Origin of the sequence: Paracidobacterium acidisoli (assembly GCF_003428625.2) — a bacterium.
Lineage (GTDB): Bacteria > Acidobacteriota > Terriglobia > Terriglobales > Acidobacteriaceae > Paracidobacterium > Paracidobacterium acidisoli.
The window spans coordinates 141,686-157,488 of sequence record NZ_QVQT02000007.1 but is presented as its reverse complement, the minus strand read 5'-3'; the positions used below and the strand labels follow the sequence as shown (position 1 = coordinate 157,488).

Sequence of the window (15,803 nt, the reverse complement as noted above, 5' to 3'; positions counted from 1 at the left end):
GAACGCAGGCGGCTTTGCAGAGACGAGGACGGCTCCTGACCGTCAGATTTCCAGAATTTCCCCGGAAAATGGAAGAGAAATGCGACAGAGAGCCCGCGTACGCCGATCCGGATTCAGTGACTGGAGACGGCGACGATCCGTGGCGGCCCCGGCGTTTCTTCCGTCACGTCGGTCTCGAGAACGATCTGCAGGTTCTTTCTGGTGGTATCGAGCGGCACCGACCGGGCAAGAGACATGAGCTGCGGATCGACCAGAAACTCACCCGCGGCCTGGGTTCCATAGGTATAGAGGCCACCGATGATCACGACGACCTGGCCGGTCTCCGAGTTGGCGATCCGGGAGATCAGGGCATAGTCATGAAGAGGAGTGCTGCTCACCTTGCTGGCCGCCGGCTCATGCCGGTCGATACTCCAGCTCCACTGCCGGCTGTCCGGATGATCGCGATCCCGGATATAGATGACCCGGCGGGCGGCATCCATGGCCAGGCTGAAGCGGAGCGGACGGGTCAGGCGCAGGCTCCATTCATTATTGAAGGCGCCGATCAGCACGACCGGGCCTTCGCGAAGATCGGAGAAGGAGCTGGCGCCCTCCCGGCGAATGAGCACATGTTTGCCCGCGCCGGCCAGCACGCTGGTGACGCGGGCGATGGTTACGGTATCGGCAAAGGGAACGCTCGGCGGGTCCTGCTCGCCCGGTTTGGGAGACGGAGGAATATCCGCTCCTTCGGTGGCGGACATACTGGGAGGGCCTTTGGGGACATCGCCTACGGCGATCAGCACCGGAGCACTGCTGCGGAGAACCGGGTTCCAGAAGCGGGTGCGCGGCGATTCAGGGCGAAGCGCGGCGACTCCCGCAGCCACTGCCACGACGACCGCGGCGGCAATACCCGCATAAAGGAGTTTTCGCGGTAACCGCGCGGAAGCGGCGATGGCGGCAGCAGGTGGAAGTGGCTCGACCACCGACGGCTCATCGAGAGCGCTTCGCGGAGCGGCGGCACGCTCGGATGCTTTTGCACTTTCGCCACCGGGAAGCGTGAACTGCGGTATGTAAGAGCCGGGAAGGAGACCGATCCTTAGCTCGGATCTGTGCTTCTCGTCTCCATAATAGATAGCCAGACGCTTGCGCAGCTCTGTCGCTGCCGTCCGCACGACATGATCGCCGCTGGTGTCGTAAGAGGGGTCGCGGCCAAAGACCTCTATGCCGATGGTGCGCTCTTTCAGAAGCTCCGCTGAACCCTCCAGAGTCTGCTCGACCACATAGCGAAGGAAGGCCACGGACCGCTTGCTCGAACGGAACGCATGATCTTCCACAAGCAGCGCGAGCTGTTCGCGAACCATTCCCTTGTCCGGTTCAACGTTCTCCTCGATTTCCAGTAAAGAACTGATCATGGCCTTCCGGTGGGCGAAATTATAGCAACTGCCCGAAGGAGATGGCGCGTCATCCCCACGGAAACAGATTCACCCGGGCATCGCGGATCACAGATGGTATTTCGACGGCGCAGCGCGATCCCGTTGAAGCGAGGTGGCCAAACCATTGTATTTATGGGGCTTCTTCAAAGGTCTGACCACCGCCGTTGACAATGCTTCAACAGGTTGACTACGATGTTTTCGGTTTCAATTGTGAATTTATTTCCTTGTTGAAGATAAAGAGCAGCACTGCAGGTTTGCAGCACAGATGGAGGCGTGAGTTATGGCAGTACCGTTTAAGAAGTCGGCTCATTCGTTATGGGTCCTGGTGGCGATTGCGCTGATCTGGGCTGGTCTGACCGGCCCGGCCGCGCTGGCCCAGGGTCTGGGACGGATTACGGGAGTCGTTACCGACACAACCGGGGCCGTTGTGCCCAATGCGCACGTGGTCGCGACACGCGTCGGCACCAATGAGCAGACGACGGTGGTCTCCAACAGCGACGGCAGCTATGTGTTTCCCTCGCTGCCTCCGGCCGAGTACACCATTTCGGTCTCGGAAGCCGGCTTCTCCAGCTATCTGCAGAAGGGGGTCGTGCTGCAGGCGGACCAGGCGGCCACAGTAAATATTGCTCTGCAGGTGGGCAGCACGACGCAGACGGTCAATGTCTCCGCGGCGCCGCCACAGGTGGACACGACCACGGGCACGCTGTCACAGGTGGTGACGCAGAAGAGCGTCAACGATCTGCCGCTGGACGGCCGCAATGCGGCCTCGCTGACGGAGCTGGTGGCCGGCGTGGTGGCAGCCCCGGATGCGCAGACCGATCAGGGAACCACCAAGAGCTTCCCGGTGGTGGTGACGATCTCGGCCAACGGAACGCTGGCCAACCAGACGGACTATCTGCTGGACGGCGCGAACAACGTGGACGAGTACACCAATGTGAACGATCCGTTCCCGTTCCCCGATGCGCTGCAGGAGTTCAGCGTTCAGACGAGCAATTACAACGCGCAGTATGGCCAGAATGCCGGCGGCGTGGTGAACATCATCACGCGGAGCGGCACCAACCAGTATCACGGCGATGCTTTCGAATATCTGCGCAACGGCGTCTTCAATGCCGCCAACTACTTCAGCTATGCCAACGGCGTAAAGGTCGTCGATCCGCTGAAGCGGAACCAGTTCGGCGGCACCTTTGGCGGCCCGGTAGCGATTCCGCACCTGTTTTCGGGGCACAAGGCGTTCTTCTTTGTCGGCTATCAGAGAGAGACATACCACGATGTGTCCAGCGCCACGACGGCTTCGACACTGCCTTCGACCTCGGAGCTGGCCGGTAACTTCACCGGCTGCATGCCGAGCTATCCCTGCACCAATGGCACCACCTATATCAACCCCGCCAGCTTCAACGCCTCATCGCTTGCGCTGCTGAAGTATCTGCCTCCCGCCAATGCAAGCGGCTCCTATACGTATCGCAAGCCGACGAATGAGACTTACAACGAAGGCATGGGCCGGTACGATCAGGATCTTGGCAGCAACGATCACGCGACAGCTCGTTATTACTACGACCGCTTTCAGCTGCAGGGTGTGCTTGATCCGTCGAACCTGCTGACCTATTCCGATCAGGCGCTGATCTCGTATAACAATGCGCTGGTGGCGGAGCGGCATACCTTCAACGATCATCTGCTGAACGAATTCACCGCGAACTATCAGCTTGAGGATTCCACCCGCGGACCGGTCGCCAGCAGCGTGGACGTGGGCGATCTGGGCGTGAACATCTGGCAGCCTGCTATCAAACAGATCAACGAGATTCAGGTGAACGGCGGCGCGCCGGCCGGATTTACGGTGGGCGACAATCCGCAGGCGGAGTTCGGCCGAGCCAATTATTCCGTCAACGACGATGTGCACTATGTGATCGGATCGCACAATATCGGCTTCGGCTTCCACGCGGAGATCTCGAAGATCGATATTGAGAACGACTACGAGCAGCCGGGACAGTTTTTCTTCACATCGAACGGCACAGGAAACGGCATCGCCAGCTTTCTGCTCGGCGATCTGACCACGTTCAATCAGGCCTCGGGGCAGTTCTTCAATAACCGCGGCCACTTCTATGGTTTCTACGCGCAGGACAGCTGGAAGATGAATCGCCGCCTGACGCTCGATTACGGCGTGCGCTATGAGCCGTTCTTTCCCTGGCATGAGATTCAGAACCGCATGGGCGGCTTCAGCCCGGCGGCCTTCGATGCGAGCCAGCACTCGGCGGTCTATCCCAATGCGCCGATCGGGCTGCTGTTTGCCGGTGATGCGGGCTTCAATCCCGAGGGTGTGGACACCAACTTCAATCACATCATGCCGCGTGTCGGCTTTGCCTATGACGCCTCCGGTGACGGAAGAACGGCTATCCGCGGCGGCTTCGGCATGTTCTATGAGACGCGCCTCAGCGGCGTATTCAACAACATCTTCTCCAACAACTCTCCTTTTGTAACAGCGGTGGGCATAAATTATCCGAACAATGCGCCCGGCAACTTCTCGAATCCCTACGCGGGCATCACGAATCCGTTTCCGGCTCCGCAGCCGCCGCCGTCCACGGCGCCGATCTCGCCTCAGCCTTATATCTCGTTCGATCCGTACAACGGCTTTCACGTTCCTGTGAATTACAACTGGAACCTGACGCTGGAGCAGCAGCTTACGGGCAATCTTTCCATGCGGCTGGCTTACGTGGGCAGCCACGGCAGTCACGAATGGGAAGATACGGACGTCAATTCGGTCTATATCTCAGGGCCGAAGCAGGGGCAGCGCGTGTATCAGTACACACCGTCGGGTGTGGCCAGCGGACTGACGCAGCAGATGGCCTTTGTGAACACCGGAGGCAACGTATCGTACCACTCGCTGCAGGCGTCGCTGACCAAGCAGCTCAGCCACGGCCTTTCCTTCCTGCTCAACTACACCTGGTCGAAGTCGCTCAGCGATCTGCCCTACAACGCCAGCGCCACAGCCGGGCTGACGGGACAGTCATATGTCTTTCCGACCTACATGCCGAATTACAAGCGGCTCGATTATGGTCCGACCGAGTTCGATCATCGCAACGTGATTTCGCTCTCCTATGAGTGGGCGCTTCCGAAGCTGCAGTCGGGCGCAGCGGCGCTGCGTTATGTGGTGAACAACTGGCAGACCCAGGGCATCTACTCCTTCCGCAGCGGCGATCCGCTGACGGTTCTGTCGGGCTCGAATAACAACTCGGGCAGCTATCAGGATCGCGACCGCGCAGTGTATCTGGGTACGGGAGCCTACGGGGGCAATGCCTGCGGCTCAGGCACCCCATGCAAAAACTGGCTCAACCCGGCGGCCTTTACCACCAACCCGGCGGGCACCTTCGGCAATACGCAGAAGGGCGAATTCATCGGCCCGAATTACAGCGACTGGGATGTGGGCCTGATCCGCACCTTCCCGCTTTACGAGCGGCTGAACCTGCAGTTCCGCGCGGAGTACTTCAATGTGCTGAACCGTACGAACCTTGGCGATCCGAATACAACGGATACGTCCTCGTTCGGCCGGATCACGGGTACTGCGCCGCAGAACTCCGATGTGACCAACGATCCGCGTATCGCGCAGTTCTCTCTCAAGCTGCTGTTCTGAACAGAGTCAAAGTCTCCCCTTACGCCGTGTGGCTGCACACCACACGGCGATTTTTTCTCAAACGCACGTCAACGCAGAGTGGAGATGCAATGCTGACGCGTCGTGATCTTTTGAAAGACGGATTCAAGGCCGCCATGGTCCTTGGTGCGGCCGGATTTGCTGTTCCTTACCTCGTTGCGCAGGATGCTGCGGATTCCGCGAAGCTGCCGCCGGAGACAGAAAAGCTGAGAGGCAGGCACTCGCTTCGTGCGCACGCGCATGCGCACGGCCTTGTTTATGGATCGGCGGTTCGCGTGCATGACCTGCTGACCCTGCCGGAGTATGCGCGCCTGCTCAGCGAGCAGTGCGGCATTGTCGTGCCGTCGTCCGAGCTGAAGTGGGTTGCGCTGCGGCCTTCCCGCGACCGCTATGACTTTACGCAGGGAGATGCGCTGCTTGCCTTTGCCCATCACAACCACATGGAGATGCGCGGGCACACTCTGTGCTGGCATAACTCCGTGCCCGACTGGATCAAAACCGATCAGAACCGGCCTGACACGCGCCAGCTCTTTATCGATCACATCACCACGGTGTGCAGGCACTATGCCGGGCGGCTGCAGTCCTGGGATGTGGTGAACGAAGCGATCCTGCCGTCGGACGGACGCACCGACGGGCTGAGAAAGTCTTTCTGGTTCGAACAGATGGGACCCGGATATATTGATCTCGCGTTTCACACGGCACGCGCGGCCGATCCGAATGTGCTGCTGACCTACAACGATTACGGAGTTGAGTTCGACGATAAGGAAGATGCGGAGCGGCGAAGGCTGATTCTGGAGCTGCTGCGCGGCATGAAGCAGCGCAACGTGCCGCTCGATGCGGTCGGCATACAGAGCCACGTGAAGGCGGGGCAGCCGTATGGGTTCGGCAAGGGACTGGCTGACTATATGGAGAGCATCCGGCAGATGGGGCTGCAGGTCTTTCTCACCGAGCTGGACGTAAATGAAGACGATCTGGCGTACAACGACGTGGAGAAGCGCGATGCGGCGATTGCGAAGATCTACAGCGACTATCTGCAGGTTGCGCTGGCCAGTCCCGCTGTAAAGGCCGTGCTCACCTGGGGCATTACGGATCGCTTTACCTGGCTGAATGATGGACCGACACACCACAGGAAGCAGCCGAATCGTCCGCAGCGATCGCTGCCCTTCGACAGCGATTTCAAACCGAAGCCGGCATACTTTGCCGTTCGTGACAGCTTCGACCACCGGCGCGTCTGAACCGGCTGAGTCTGATTGAGAAAACAGGGCCTGAAAGAGGAGAAAGAATGTTTCGCAGAGATTTTCTTCGCCGCAGCTCATGCGGAATGCTGGTTGCCGGTCTCTCTTCGGATCTTCATGCGCAGTCGCACGCCGGCGGCTCTCGCGACGCGCATCGGGCGGACAGCGTGTTCGATGTAAGAACCTACGGGGCCACGGGCGACGGCAAAACCATTGATACGCCCTCGGTCAACAAAGCGATTGAAGCAGCGGCGGCCGCAGGCGGCGGAACGATATTTTTTCCGGCAGGAACATACGCCTGCTATACGATTCGCCTGAAGAGTCATATCTCTTTGCATCTCGATGCGGGCGCGACCATTCTCGCGGCCGATGTTCCGAAAGAGGGAACGACGACGGGCGGATATGACCCTGCGGGTCCGCCGCAGCCGTGGGAGTCATACCAGGACTTCGGCCACAATCACTGGCCCAACAGTCTGATCTGGGGCGAAGGTCTGGAAGATGTCTCGATCTTCGGCCCCGGTCTGATCCGGGGCAAAGGGCTGAGCCGTGGCGAAGCAAATGAGTTCCCGCGCGCAGAGAGCCCCGGCGTGGGCAACAAAGCCATCGCGCTGAAGAACAGCCGCAACGTGACCCTCCGCGATTTCTCCATCCTGATGGGCGGACACTTCGGCATTCTGCTTACCGGGGTGGACAATGTGCTGATCGACGGACTGAAGATCGATACGAACCGCGACGGCATCGACATAGACTGCTGCCGCAATGTCCGCGTATCGAACTGCGCCGTGAACTCACCCTGGGACGATGCTATCTGCCCCAAGAGCTCCTTCGCGCTGGGCTATGCGCGCGCCACGGAGAACGTCACCATCTCCGATTGCTACGTGACCGGGGGCTACGAGTTCGGCACGATGCTCGACGGCACCTGGAAGCGGCATACGTACTCGGATGTGCGCAAAGCGGTCGGCCGCATCAAGTGTGGTACGGAGTCGAACGGCGGCTTTAAAAACATCACGATCACAAACTGTATCTTCGACACCTGCCGTGGACTCGCGCTGGAGACGGCCGACGGTGCGCTGATCGAAGACATCACGATCTCGAATCTGACGATGCGCAACGTCGTGCACTCGCCGCTGTTTCTGCGGCTGGAGTCGCGGATGCGCGGACCGGCGGGTGTTGCTCCCGGTGTGCTGCGGCGTGTGCTGATCTCGAATATCAGCAGCTCCGGCGCGGTGGCAGAGTATCCCTCGATCATTGCGGGAATCCCCGGCAACCGAATCGAAGACATAAAGATAAGCGACGTCTATCTGCAGCAGATGGGCGGAGGCGGCAGTGAATGGGCGAGCCTTCAGCCACCCACCCTGCCGGCTGGTTATCCGGAGGCGAGCATGTTCGGCACTCTGCCGGCGAGCGGCTTCTTTTTGCGCCATGCGAAGAACCTCGAATTCAGCAACGTCGAGATCGCCACAGTGAAAGCCGATGCGCGGCCCGCGGTCTGGGCCGAAGATGTGGAGGGGCTGGACCTGTTTCGCCTGCGCATTCCAAAAGGCACAGCGGCCTTCGATCTGCGCAATGTCCGCGATTTCCGCAGCTTCGGCAGCGCGGTGCTGAAAGATCGCAGCGCGGAGAGCATCGATCACGAGCAGTGGTAGCAGCGCAGGCTTTCTGAGCCGTGCACGTCAGGAAGCCCGCGCCGTTGCCATCGATGAGACGGCTCGGCGGGCTGCCGGAGCAAGCTGATTCCAGATCTTTTCCGCGGCCTCTTTTTCCTGCTGCTGAATCGACAGCGCCATGCGCTCCACATCGGGAGTTCCGGCGGCCAGAGAAGCTTCCGCCAGCGCCTCGTACATGGCGACCTCCGCATTTTCGGCCGCGTAGGCCATCATCAGGTTCTGGCTGAGGCGCTCCGCACCGTCATGACCGGACTGCGCCACTTTGGGCGTCATCACAAAGAGATGAGCGAGCATATCTTTGAGGACCGATGGGGTGGCCTTGAAGGTCCTCAGCTTGCGGACCAGGATCTCATGCTGCGCATGCGTCTCCTGAGCGTGCTGCGCAAAGAGCTGCTGAACAGCGGCATCATCTGCGTCTTTGGAGAAGGCGCGAAGCTGCTTTTCAAAGCTGATCTCGGCGGCAATGGCTTCTTCGAGATAGTCGCGGATGAGATGCTCGGGCTCCTTGCCGCTGGAAACCTCATCCTCGAAGGATTGTTTTGCGCTGTGACGAAGAAGATTCCAGATTTGTCTGGAGTCGCTGTGCTCTTCCGACTGCAGCGTTTGCGCCAGCGCAGCGGTCTCTTCGTCGCCAGCCTCGGCGGCGGCCACGGCAAGCGACTCGTACATCGCCATTTCAGCCGCTGCGGCGGCAAAGGTGATGATGAGGTTCTGCGTATTCTTCTCCGCATGCCCCTGACCCATCTGAGCGCAGAGCGGAGTAAACGCGAGGGTGTGCGCCAGGGCTGTCTTTGCCGCCGAAGGCGCGCCGCCACGCTTCTTCAGCAGCGCGGTAAGCCGTTCGTGCTGTGTCCTTGTCCGCCCGGCAAGCGAGGCGAACAGAACCTTTGCAGGATGCTGTACGCCTGTGTGAGCAAAGGCATGAAGCGTGCTGTCGAAATTCCGCTCTGCTGCAACAGCGTCTTCCAGATATCGATTGATCCGTTCCTGCACAGTCTCTGCCATGTGCTCCCTCCTGTATTGATTGGATGCGGCCGGGCGGGAGCGCGCGTATGTCACGAGGCTTCTTCTCGTTTTTGTTTCCGGTTTCAGGCGGCCCGAAAGATGTACAGGCGTGCGGAAGCCTGGCGGGCCACGCCGGCCCCGCTCATGACATCCAACTGCACCAGACGATTTGCGCTCGGCCTGAAGGAGTTTTGTCTCTCCAGGCAGACCAGGGGTATGATTCGCGGCGGGTGAGGGATTGACGATGATGAGGATACGAAAAGCGGCAGGGATCGCCGCGGCTGTAGCGGCGGGCACGGGGCTGGCCTGTACCGGGGCAGCCGTGTTCTGTGCGGCGAAGGCCTGTAAAAAGGTGTCGGCGCGAGTGCAGAGACGAGTGCAGGGAAAGGTCGTTGTGATTACCGGAGGCTCGCGCGGGCTGGGCCTGGCTCTGGCTGAAGAGTTTGGACGCCGCGGCGCCCGGCTTGTGCTTGCCGCTCGCGACGGAGAAGAGCTGGAAAGGGCGCGCAGGCTCCTGCTGCAATGGCGCGCGGTGCAGGCGGAGTCCGATGTAATGACATTTCCCTGCGATCTGCGGAAGCCCGAGGACGCAGACGCGCTGGTGCAGCGGGCGACGGCTCATTTCGGGCATATCGATATGCTGGTGAACAATGCCGGCATTATGACCGTGGGTCCGGTGGAGAATCATACCGCGGAGAGCTTCCGCGAGGCGATGGAGGCGAACTTTTTCTCCGGCCTTCACTGCACCCTGGCTGTGCTGCCACAGATGCTGGCGCGGAAGAGCGGCAACATTATCCATATCTCGTCGATCGGGGGAAAGATTGCCTTTCCGCATCTGTTGCCGTACACGGCCAGCAAATTTGCCGTTACCGGATTTTCCGAAGGGCTCCACGCCGAGGTGCGCTCGAAGGGAATTCGAGTGCTGACGGTCTGTCCAGGACTGATGCGCACCGGCTCGCATGGGAACGCACGGTTTACCGGCGATGCTGTGCGCGAGTACCGGTGGTTCAGTCTGGCTGCCGCGCTTCCTGGCGTGTCCGCCTCGGCGCGAGCGGCAGCGCGCAGGATCGTGCATGCGGCGACAGCGGGAAAAAGCGAGATCACGATTACTCCGCAGGCCATGTTCGCTGCGCGCTTCGGCAACTTGATGCCGTCGCTGACGGCTCGCGCGATGCAGCTCGTGAATCTGGCGCTGCCGCAGCCCGTTCCAGGAACATCGGCCGTCTTTCGCGGCGACGAGGTGCGCGAGCTGGAGGTGAGACCGGCGATGCGCTTTGCCCATGCCGCTTCGCGGCGCTATAACCAGACAGATTAAGGATGGTATTTCGTGAGCCTTTCGGTATTCTGAAAGGGTGAAACGAATTATTCTCTACAGTCAGCCAGGGTGCCCGCCCTGTTTTGCCGCAAAGAACTTCCTCAAAGCGCAGCAGGTGGAGTTCGAATACCGCGACGTGGTGGCCGATCCGGCCGCGCTGCGCGAGCTGACGGAGCTGAACAGCCGCTCGACGCCAACGATTGTGGTGGATGGCGAAGTGATGATCGGCTTCGATCCGGAACGGCTGACGTCGATGCTGGCGAAGTAGCGCACAGCAAAGAAGCGAAAACCTGGCAGAAACAAAATAAGATCTGCAGAGACTGCGGACCTATATCAGGCCGGCTCTGCGGAAGTAATGCTGCGCCCATGCAACGTCGCGCAGAATCTGCGCTTTGAGCGCTTCGGGAGACGGGAAGCGCCGCTCTTCGCGGATGCGTGCCAGAAAGCAGAGCTCCAGCGGAGTCTGTTCAGAGAGATCGACCGCCTCAAAGTTGAGCAGATACGACTCGACGGCAAAACTTTCCTCGCCAAAAGTAGGCCGGACGCCCGCATTGGTGACGGCGTTGAAGACGCGTGCAGCTGCGCCGGTTCCGATCTTCATGCGCGTGACGTAGACGCCGTTGGGGGGGAGCAGATCCGCATAGGGCGCGAGGTTGATGGTAGGCACGGTGAGCTTCGAGCCGATGCCGCGGCCATGCGCGGGCGTGGATCGGACAGAAAACGGACGTCCGAGCAGAGCGCGGGCAAGGGCCAGGCGGCCATCGGCGATGATCCGGCGAATCTGGCTTGAAGAGAGATCGATGCCGCGTATGCGCAGCGCTCCATGCGCGACGACGGCAAAGCCAAGCTGCTGCCCCAGCTCTTTCAGCTCCGCCAGGCCGGCGGTGGCGCCGTGGCCGAAGCGGAAGTTGTCGCCTTCGTGGACCTCGGCGGCGTGCAGCGCGTCGCGCAGAATGCCGCGGGCGAAGTCGTCGGCGGACAGACGGGAAAACTCATGGGTGAACGGCAAAACCAGAGCGGCGTCGAGGCCGGTCTCCGCCAGCAGGGCAAGCCGTTGCGCCATGGGCGTGATCAGCTTCGGAGCGTATTCGGGATGAAGGACCGCGACCGGGTGAGGATCGAAGGTGACGGCCAGGGAGACGGCCTGAAGCTCGCGGGCGCGCTCGCGGACGCGCTGAATGATCATCTGGTGGCCGCGGTGCACGCCGTCGAAGTTGCCGATGGCGACAACGGAGCGGTCGAGCGGGGCGGGCAGATCGCCGATGGAGCGATAGACGTTCATAGCGCAAACGGAATGCGGAGGCCATCCCAGGCCAGGCGCACGTGCGGAGGAAGCGTGCGCTCGGTCTCCGCGTGCTCGATCTCATGAGACATGTGGGTGAACCAGGCGCGGCGCGGCTGCACGCGCTCGACCCAGCGCAGCGCCTCCTCGATATTGGCGTGGCTGGGGTGGTACTCCGGACGAAGCGCATCGAGAATCAGGACGTCGAGATCTTCCAGCAGCGGCAGGCTGGAGTCGGGGATGCTGTTCATGTCGGTGAGGTAGGCGGCGGAGCCGAAGCGAAAGCCGGCGACGGGCAGATCGCCGTGCATAATCGGAACGCGGCGAAAATCAGCCCCGTGGATCATAGCCGATTCGTGACCCTCCAGACGGTGCAGCTTCACGCGGGCGCGAGTCGGATATTGGGAATCCGGTGAAAAGGTGTATTCGAAGATGCGCTCAAGGATCTCTGCCGTCGGCTGATCGGCGAAGAGCGGCAGATAACCGGGGCGGTGCGCGAAGCTGAGCGGCCGCAGGTCGTCGAGGCCAAGGATGTGGTCGGCGTGTGAGTGCGTGTAGAAGACCGCGTCAACATGCCGGATGCGCTCGCGCAGCGCCTGCTCGCGGAAGTCCGGACCCGTGTCGATGATGACGGTGCGGTTCTCCCATGCGACGGCAATCGAGGGACGCATGCGGCGGTTGCGCGGGTCCGCAGAGGTGCAGACCGCGCAGGAACAGCCAAGCGTGGGGACACCCATGGAGGTGCCGCTGCCGAGGATGACGATCTCCGCCTGCATGCGTGGGGCCGGGAATCAGCTCCTTCCCGCCGGCGGATGCTGGGCGGATTTGGCGATGGCGTTGGTCATTTCAAGGAACATCATCCGCAGCTCGAAGAGCGCATTCTGCAGCAGGCTCTCTTCGCGGCTGGTGAGGTTGCCTTTGGTCTTTTCCTGCAGAATAGCGAGCATATCAATGCTCTGACGGGCGCCAAGAATGTCGATGCGCGGCTTTTGCCCCTGTTCGGTTCCCGCGCCGAGGGCGAGCATGGCCGAGACATAGATGGACTGAATGACATGCTCGAAGGTAACGGCCGCCGACGGCCCCATGCCGGGGTTGGCCTGGCGCAGCATGTCGTCGATCTGCTGCGAGGACTGCTGATACGCGGCATGCTGCTCGGCGTTTTCCTCGTCGGTATAGCCGGGCAGCCCCTCTTCGGTTTCTGTTTCGGGGGCCTCTGTTTCCGGCTCTTCCTGCTTTACCGGCGCGGCTTTGGCTGCCGGGGTCTCAGACTTTGGCGACGGCATCGTGACGACACGCCCGCCGGTGGATTCAGCCGCGGACGCCGGACGAGTTTCGGAGGCAGCGGATGAAGATGTTTCGCCCGTTTCGTCGGGACGAAGATCGCCCTCGCTGGTGAACTTGCGGCGATCGGTAACGGTAAATGCAGGAGGTTTCTCAGCCATAGTGTTCTTCTTTCAGATGCCGGTAAAAGTGGGCGGTGAAGTCAGAGGCGTTGCAGTACCACCGGGATAAGAGATTTCCTGCCCGCGCTCCACGGCCTCGCTGCGAACGACGCCGAGGGCCAGGATATGGGTAAATCCGGGCAGGGTGATGCGGGTCACGCTGGTCAGCTCGCCGATCGCGGTCTCACCTGCGGTGAGCGGAAGGCTCTGGCCAGGCGCGAGCTGCGGCACGTCGCCGTGGAGCTCGAACTGGCGCAGGCCGCGATGGACAGTGGCGCGGGAGCGAATGCGCTCGACGATCTCCTGCCCCAGATAGCAGCCCTTGCTGAAGTGGAGCACCTGATTCTGGTTCGTCTCCTGAGCGAGGTAGCGGTCGGAGATATCGGTGCCGTAAAGCGGCAGGGCTTCGAGGACGCGGAGCGCCTCCAGCGCGTCGATCCCGGAGGGAACGGCTCCGTCGCCGGTGAGGTCGGTCCAGAGATTGAGGATTTTGTCCGCGGGTGCCTGTATTTCAAAGCGGGGCACACCGGGGCTGTACACCTGGGCAAGCGTGACGGGCACGCCGTGAATCGAGGTGAAGAGAAAGTGCATGGGCTCGGGCACAGTGGCTCCGGCTTTCATGAGAACGGAAGCGGCGTGTGGTCCGGCGATGCCGAGTACGCTCGCGGATGCGTCTAATGACTGCAGCTCCACGTCGTCCATGATGATGAAATGGTCGAGGTGTGCGAGGAGGCGTTCAGACTGGGAGCGGTCGGTTTCGATCAGCAGATGATCGGCGGAGCGGTAAATGACGGCATCGCCAAGGATTCGGCCCTGCGCATTCAGGAAAAACGAGTCATTCATCTGGCCGTCGGCAAGCCCCTGAACGGTATTGGTGACCATGCCGTTCAGCCAGCGCAGGCGGTCGTCGCCGGTCACGCGGAGGAAGGCTCTGCAGCCGAGGTCGAAGAGGCCGGAAGAGGCGAGAAGCGCCTGCAGCTCCGCTTCCTGAGTGGAAAACCCGGAGGGAGAGAGCGATCCGCGGTAAGGCCGCTGTGCCAGCTCAGGGTGACGGCTGGAGAGCTGAGCAGAGAGCGGCGTCGAGAAGAAGGCAGTCTCCGCGAGATGTGGCGTCGTGCTCATGAGGGACCTGAGAAAATTATAGCTGCGGAAGCGAAGTCCCGTTTTTGCATCTGTTTAAAGGAAAAGGAATGAGGCATTTGTTGAGGATGAAAGGGATTTTGCCGGTCATCGTTCTGGGGATGACGGCCGCATGGGGCACGGCATGGGCCGGGAGCGTTCAGCAGCAGGCGCAGGATCAGACGCCGGATACGGCTCAGACGAAGCCCGGCGACGCGAAGCCGCAGGAGAAGACAGAGACCCACATTACTCCTGCCCAGGCAAAGGAGCTCTTCGCCTCGGTCGACACGATCATGCAGTTTGCCTCACAGGACTCGAAGCTGCCGATCAAACATGAGGTGAAGCGAAAGCTGACGACGCGCGCCGCGGTAGAGGGCTATCTTGTCGACAAAATGAAGGACGACAAAGATGCGAAGCGGATGGAGCGGTCCGAGATTGTGCTCAAGAAGTTCGGGCTGCTCGATCAGGACTTCCGTCTCGAGCCGTTTCTGGTGAGCCTGCTGAAGGAGCAGATCGCCGGTTATTACGACAACAAGACGAAGACGGTGAACCTGCTGGACTGGATCGAACCGGAGACGCAGAAGCCGGTGCTGGCGCATGAGCTGACTCACGCCCTGCAGGACCAGCACGTGAATCTGGATAAGTGGGAGGACCAGAGCAGCGAGGATATCTCTCGCAACGCGGCCGAGGACCTGCACCACGTCTCCACCGACGAAGTGGATACGGCGCGCGAGGCCGTGCTGGAGGGCCAGGCGATGGCGGTCTTCCTCGATTACGGCCTGGCGCCTACCGGCAGGCATCTGCAGAGCTCACCGGAGCTGGTGGATAACCTGACGGACAATATGGCCGACGATCCGGATTCGCCCGTGCTTTCGCGGGCTCCGCTGCTGCTGCAGGAGTCGCTGCTCTTTCCCTACCGGGACGGGCTGAAGTTCGAGGCAACGCTGCTGACCGACAAAGGCCAGCAGGGCGCGTTCGCCGCGGTGCTCGATCACCCGCCCGCCACCAGCTACGAGATCATGAATCCGAAGGCCTATGAGCGGGGAACGCCGGTGCCGCTGCTGCACATGCCGGATGTGCATCCCATACTGGACACGCAGTACGACCCTTACGACATCGGCGTGATGGGCGAGCTGGATGTGCAGATTCTGTCGAAGCTGTTCGGCGGCGACCGCACGGCGGCGCTGCTCACACCGGCCTGGGACGGCGGCATCTACTACGCTTCGCAGAAGAAGGATGCGCCGGACAAGGATTCCACCGCGTCGATCGCGCTGATGTACCTCTCGCAGTGGAAGTCGCCGCAAGCCGCGGCCTTGTTTGTGAAGATGTATGCCGATGAGCTGGGCAAGAAATATGCAAACGTGCAGCGCGATCCTGACGCCGAAGAGGCCGAAGGAGAACAGGCGTACAAAACGAGTGAAGGCCCGGTGCTGATGGTGACCAGCGGTCGCGACGTCTTCATCAGCGAAAGCTATGACCTGACCACGGCGCGCAAGCTGCAGCTGCTGATGCTGGGCGCGCAGCAGGGCAGCGCCGGGCAGCAGGTTGCATCGAGCCGGCAGCTTCCCGTCGAGGGACTGACCGGCAGCATGGTTCATTTCCTTGCCGGCTGCGGCATGATGAAGGTCGCGCTGCCGCACTGAGAACAGGAATTTCAAAAGCACTGCTGCACCAGCATTTATACTGGTC

At 61.1% G+C, this 15,803-nt stretch carries 12 protein-coding genes; 6 read left to right on the top strand and 6 right to left on the bottom strand.

The window, feature by feature from the left end:
• Nucleotides 1-113: 113 nt before the first annotated feature.
• Complete coding sequence (locus D0Y96_RS18645; protein ID WP_147325140.1) at nt 114-1,388, bottom strand: hypothetical protein; 1,275 nt, start codon at nt 1,386-1,388, stop codon at nt 114-116.
• Nucleotides 1,389-1,689: 301 nt separating this feature from the next.
• Here D0Y96_RS18645 and D0Y96_RS18640 point away from each other — a divergent pair, with 301 nt between their 5' ends.
• The 3 genes from D0Y96_RS18640 (at nt 1,690) to D0Y96_RS18630 (ending at nt 7,930) form a co-directional block, all read left to right on the top strand.
• Nucleotides 1,690-5,031, top strand: coding sequence for a TonB-dependent receptor (locus tag D0Y96_RS18640; RefSeq protein ID WP_117303048.1), 3,342 nt, complete (start codon nt 1,690-1,692; stop codon nt 5,029-5,031).
• Nucleotides 5,032-5,120: 89 nt separating this feature from the next.
• Nucleotides 5,121-6,284, top strand: a complete 1,164-nt coding sequence (locus D0Y96_RS18635; protein ID WP_158562483.1) for an endo-1,4-beta-xylanase — start codon at nt 5,121-5,123, stop codon at nt 6,282-6,284.
• 47 nt (nt 6,285-6,331) lie between these two features.
• Nucleotides 6,332-7,930, top strand: a complete 1,599-nt coding sequence (locus tag D0Y96_RS18630; protein ID WP_117303043.1) for a rhamnogalacturonidase — start codon at nt 6,332-6,334, stop codon at nt 7,928-7,930.
• Nucleotides 7,931-7,957: 27 nt separating this feature from the next.
• Here the strand turns inward: D0Y96_RS18630 and D0Y96_RS18625 are convergent, their stop codons facing one another.
• The gene (locus D0Y96_RS18625; RefSeq protein WP_117303040.1) at nt 7,958-8,956 is read right to left on the bottom strand and encodes a DUF892 family protein; all 999 of its coding nucleotides are present in this window, start codon (nt 8,954-8,956) and stop codon (nt 7,958-7,960) included.
• A gap of 244 nt (nt 8,957-9,200) precedes the next feature.
• Here D0Y96_RS18625 and D0Y96_RS18620 point away from each other — a divergent pair, with 244 nt between their 5' ends.
• Both D0Y96_RS18620 and D0Y96_RS18615 read left to right on the top strand, forming a co-directional pair.
• Nucleotides 9,201-10,271, top strand: a complete 1,071-nt coding sequence (locus tag D0Y96_RS18620; RefSeq protein WP_117303037.1) for an SDR family NAD(P)-dependent oxidoreductase — start codon at nt 9,201-9,203, stop codon at nt 10,269-10,271.
• Between the two features lie 37 nt (nt 10,272-10,308).
• On the top strand, nt 10,309-10,539 hold the full coding sequence (locus D0Y96_RS18615; RefSeq protein WP_117303034.1) for a glutaredoxin family protein: 231 nt from the start codon (nt 10,309-10,311) through the stop codon (nt 10,537-10,539).
• A gap of 60 nt (nt 10,540-10,599) precedes the next feature.
• On the opposite strand, the gene ribF is transcribed toward D0Y96_RS18615, so the two are convergent.
• From ribF to ygfZ, 4 genes are read right to left on the bottom strand one after another with little or no spacing between them, the layout of a single operon-like run.
• Nucleotides 10,600-11,553 (bottom strand): riboflavin biosynthesis protein RibF, encoded by a 954-nt coding sequence (gene ribF / locus D0Y96_RS18610; RefSeq protein WP_117303031.1) that lies wholly within the window; start codon nt 11,551-11,553, stop codon nt 10,600-10,602.
• A complete protein-coding gene (locus tag D0Y96_RS18605) occupies nt 11,550-12,329 on the bottom strand; it encodes an MBL fold metallo-hydrolase (protein ID WP_117303029.1) in 780 nt (259 codons plus the stop codon). Before D0Y96_RS18605 ends, ribF begins: the two co-directional genes overlap by 4 nt.
• A gap of 15 nt (nt 12,330-12,344) precedes the next feature.
• Entirely contained in the window at nt 12,345-12,995 is a 651-nt protein-coding gene (locus tag D0Y96_RS18600) for a DUF1844 domain-containing protein (protein WP_117303026.1), read from the bottom strand.
• 12 nt (nt 12,996-13,007) lie between these two features.
• Nucleotides 13,008-14,117, bottom strand: a complete 1,110-nt coding sequence (ygfZ, locus tag D0Y96_RS18595) for a CAF17-like 4Fe-4S cluster assembly/insertion protein YgfZ (protein ID WP_117303024.1) — start codon at nt 14,115-14,117, stop codon at nt 13,008-13,010.
• A gap of 86 nt (nt 14,118-14,203) precedes the next feature.
• On the opposite strand from ygfZ, the gene D0Y96_RS18590 reads away from it, so the two are divergent.
• Nucleotides 14,204-15,757, top strand: coding sequence for a hypothetical protein (locus tag D0Y96_RS18590; protein WP_117303021.1), 1,554 nt, complete (start codon nt 14,204-14,206; stop codon nt 15,755-15,757).
• The last annotated feature ends 46 nt before the right edge of the window (nt 15,758-15,803 follow it).

What these genes read in the sequence shown, in the direction of transcription:
- D0Y96_RS18605 (WP_117303029.1), bottom strand. Translation starts at nt 12,329, where the DNA reads ATGCAGGCGGAGATCGTCATCCTCGGCAGCGGCACCTCCATGGGTGTC.
- D0Y96_RS18590 (WP_117303021.1), top strand. Translation starts at nt 14,204, where the DNA reads ATGAAAGGGATTTTGCCGGTCATCGTTCTGGGGATGACGGCCGCATGG.
- D0Y96_RS18640 (WP_117303048.1), top strand. Translation starts at nt 1,690, where the DNA reads ATGGCAGTACCGTTTAAGAAGTCGGCTCATTCGTTATGGGTCCTGGTG.
- D0Y96_RS18625 (WP_117303040.1), bottom strand. Translation starts at nt 8,956, where the DNA reads ATGGCAGAGACTGTGCAGGAACGGATCAATCGATATCTGGAAGACGCT.
- D0Y96_RS18645 (WP_147325140.1), bottom strand. Translation starts at nt 1,388, where the DNA reads ATGATCAGTTCTTTACTGGAAATCGAGGAGAACGTTGAACCGGACAAG.
- D0Y96_RS18620 (WP_117303037.1), top strand. Translation starts at nt 9,201, where the DNA reads ATGATGAGGATACGAAAAGCGGCAGGGATCGCCGCGGCTGTAGCGGCG.
- D0Y96_RS18630 (WP_117303043.1), top strand. Translation starts at nt 6,332, where the DNA reads ATGTTTCGCAGAGATTTTCTTCGCCGCAGCTCATGCGGAATGCTGGTT.
- D0Y96_RS18600 (WP_117303026.1), bottom strand. Translation starts at nt 12,995, where the DNA reads ATGGCTGAGAAACCTCCTGCATTTACCGTTACCGATCGCCGCAAGTTC.
- D0Y96_RS18635 (WP_158562483.1), top strand. Translation starts at nt 5,121, where the DNA reads ATGCTGACGCGTCGTGATCTTTTGAAAGACGGATTCAAGGCCGCCATG.
- ribF (WP_117303031.1), bottom strand. Translation starts at nt 11,553, where the DNA reads ATGAACGTCTATCGCTCCATCGGCGATCTGCCCGCCCCGCTCGACCGC.
- ygfZ (WP_117303024.1), bottom strand. Translation starts at nt 14,117, where the DNA reads ATGAGCACGACGCCACATCTCGCGGAGACTGCCTTCTTCTCGACGCCG.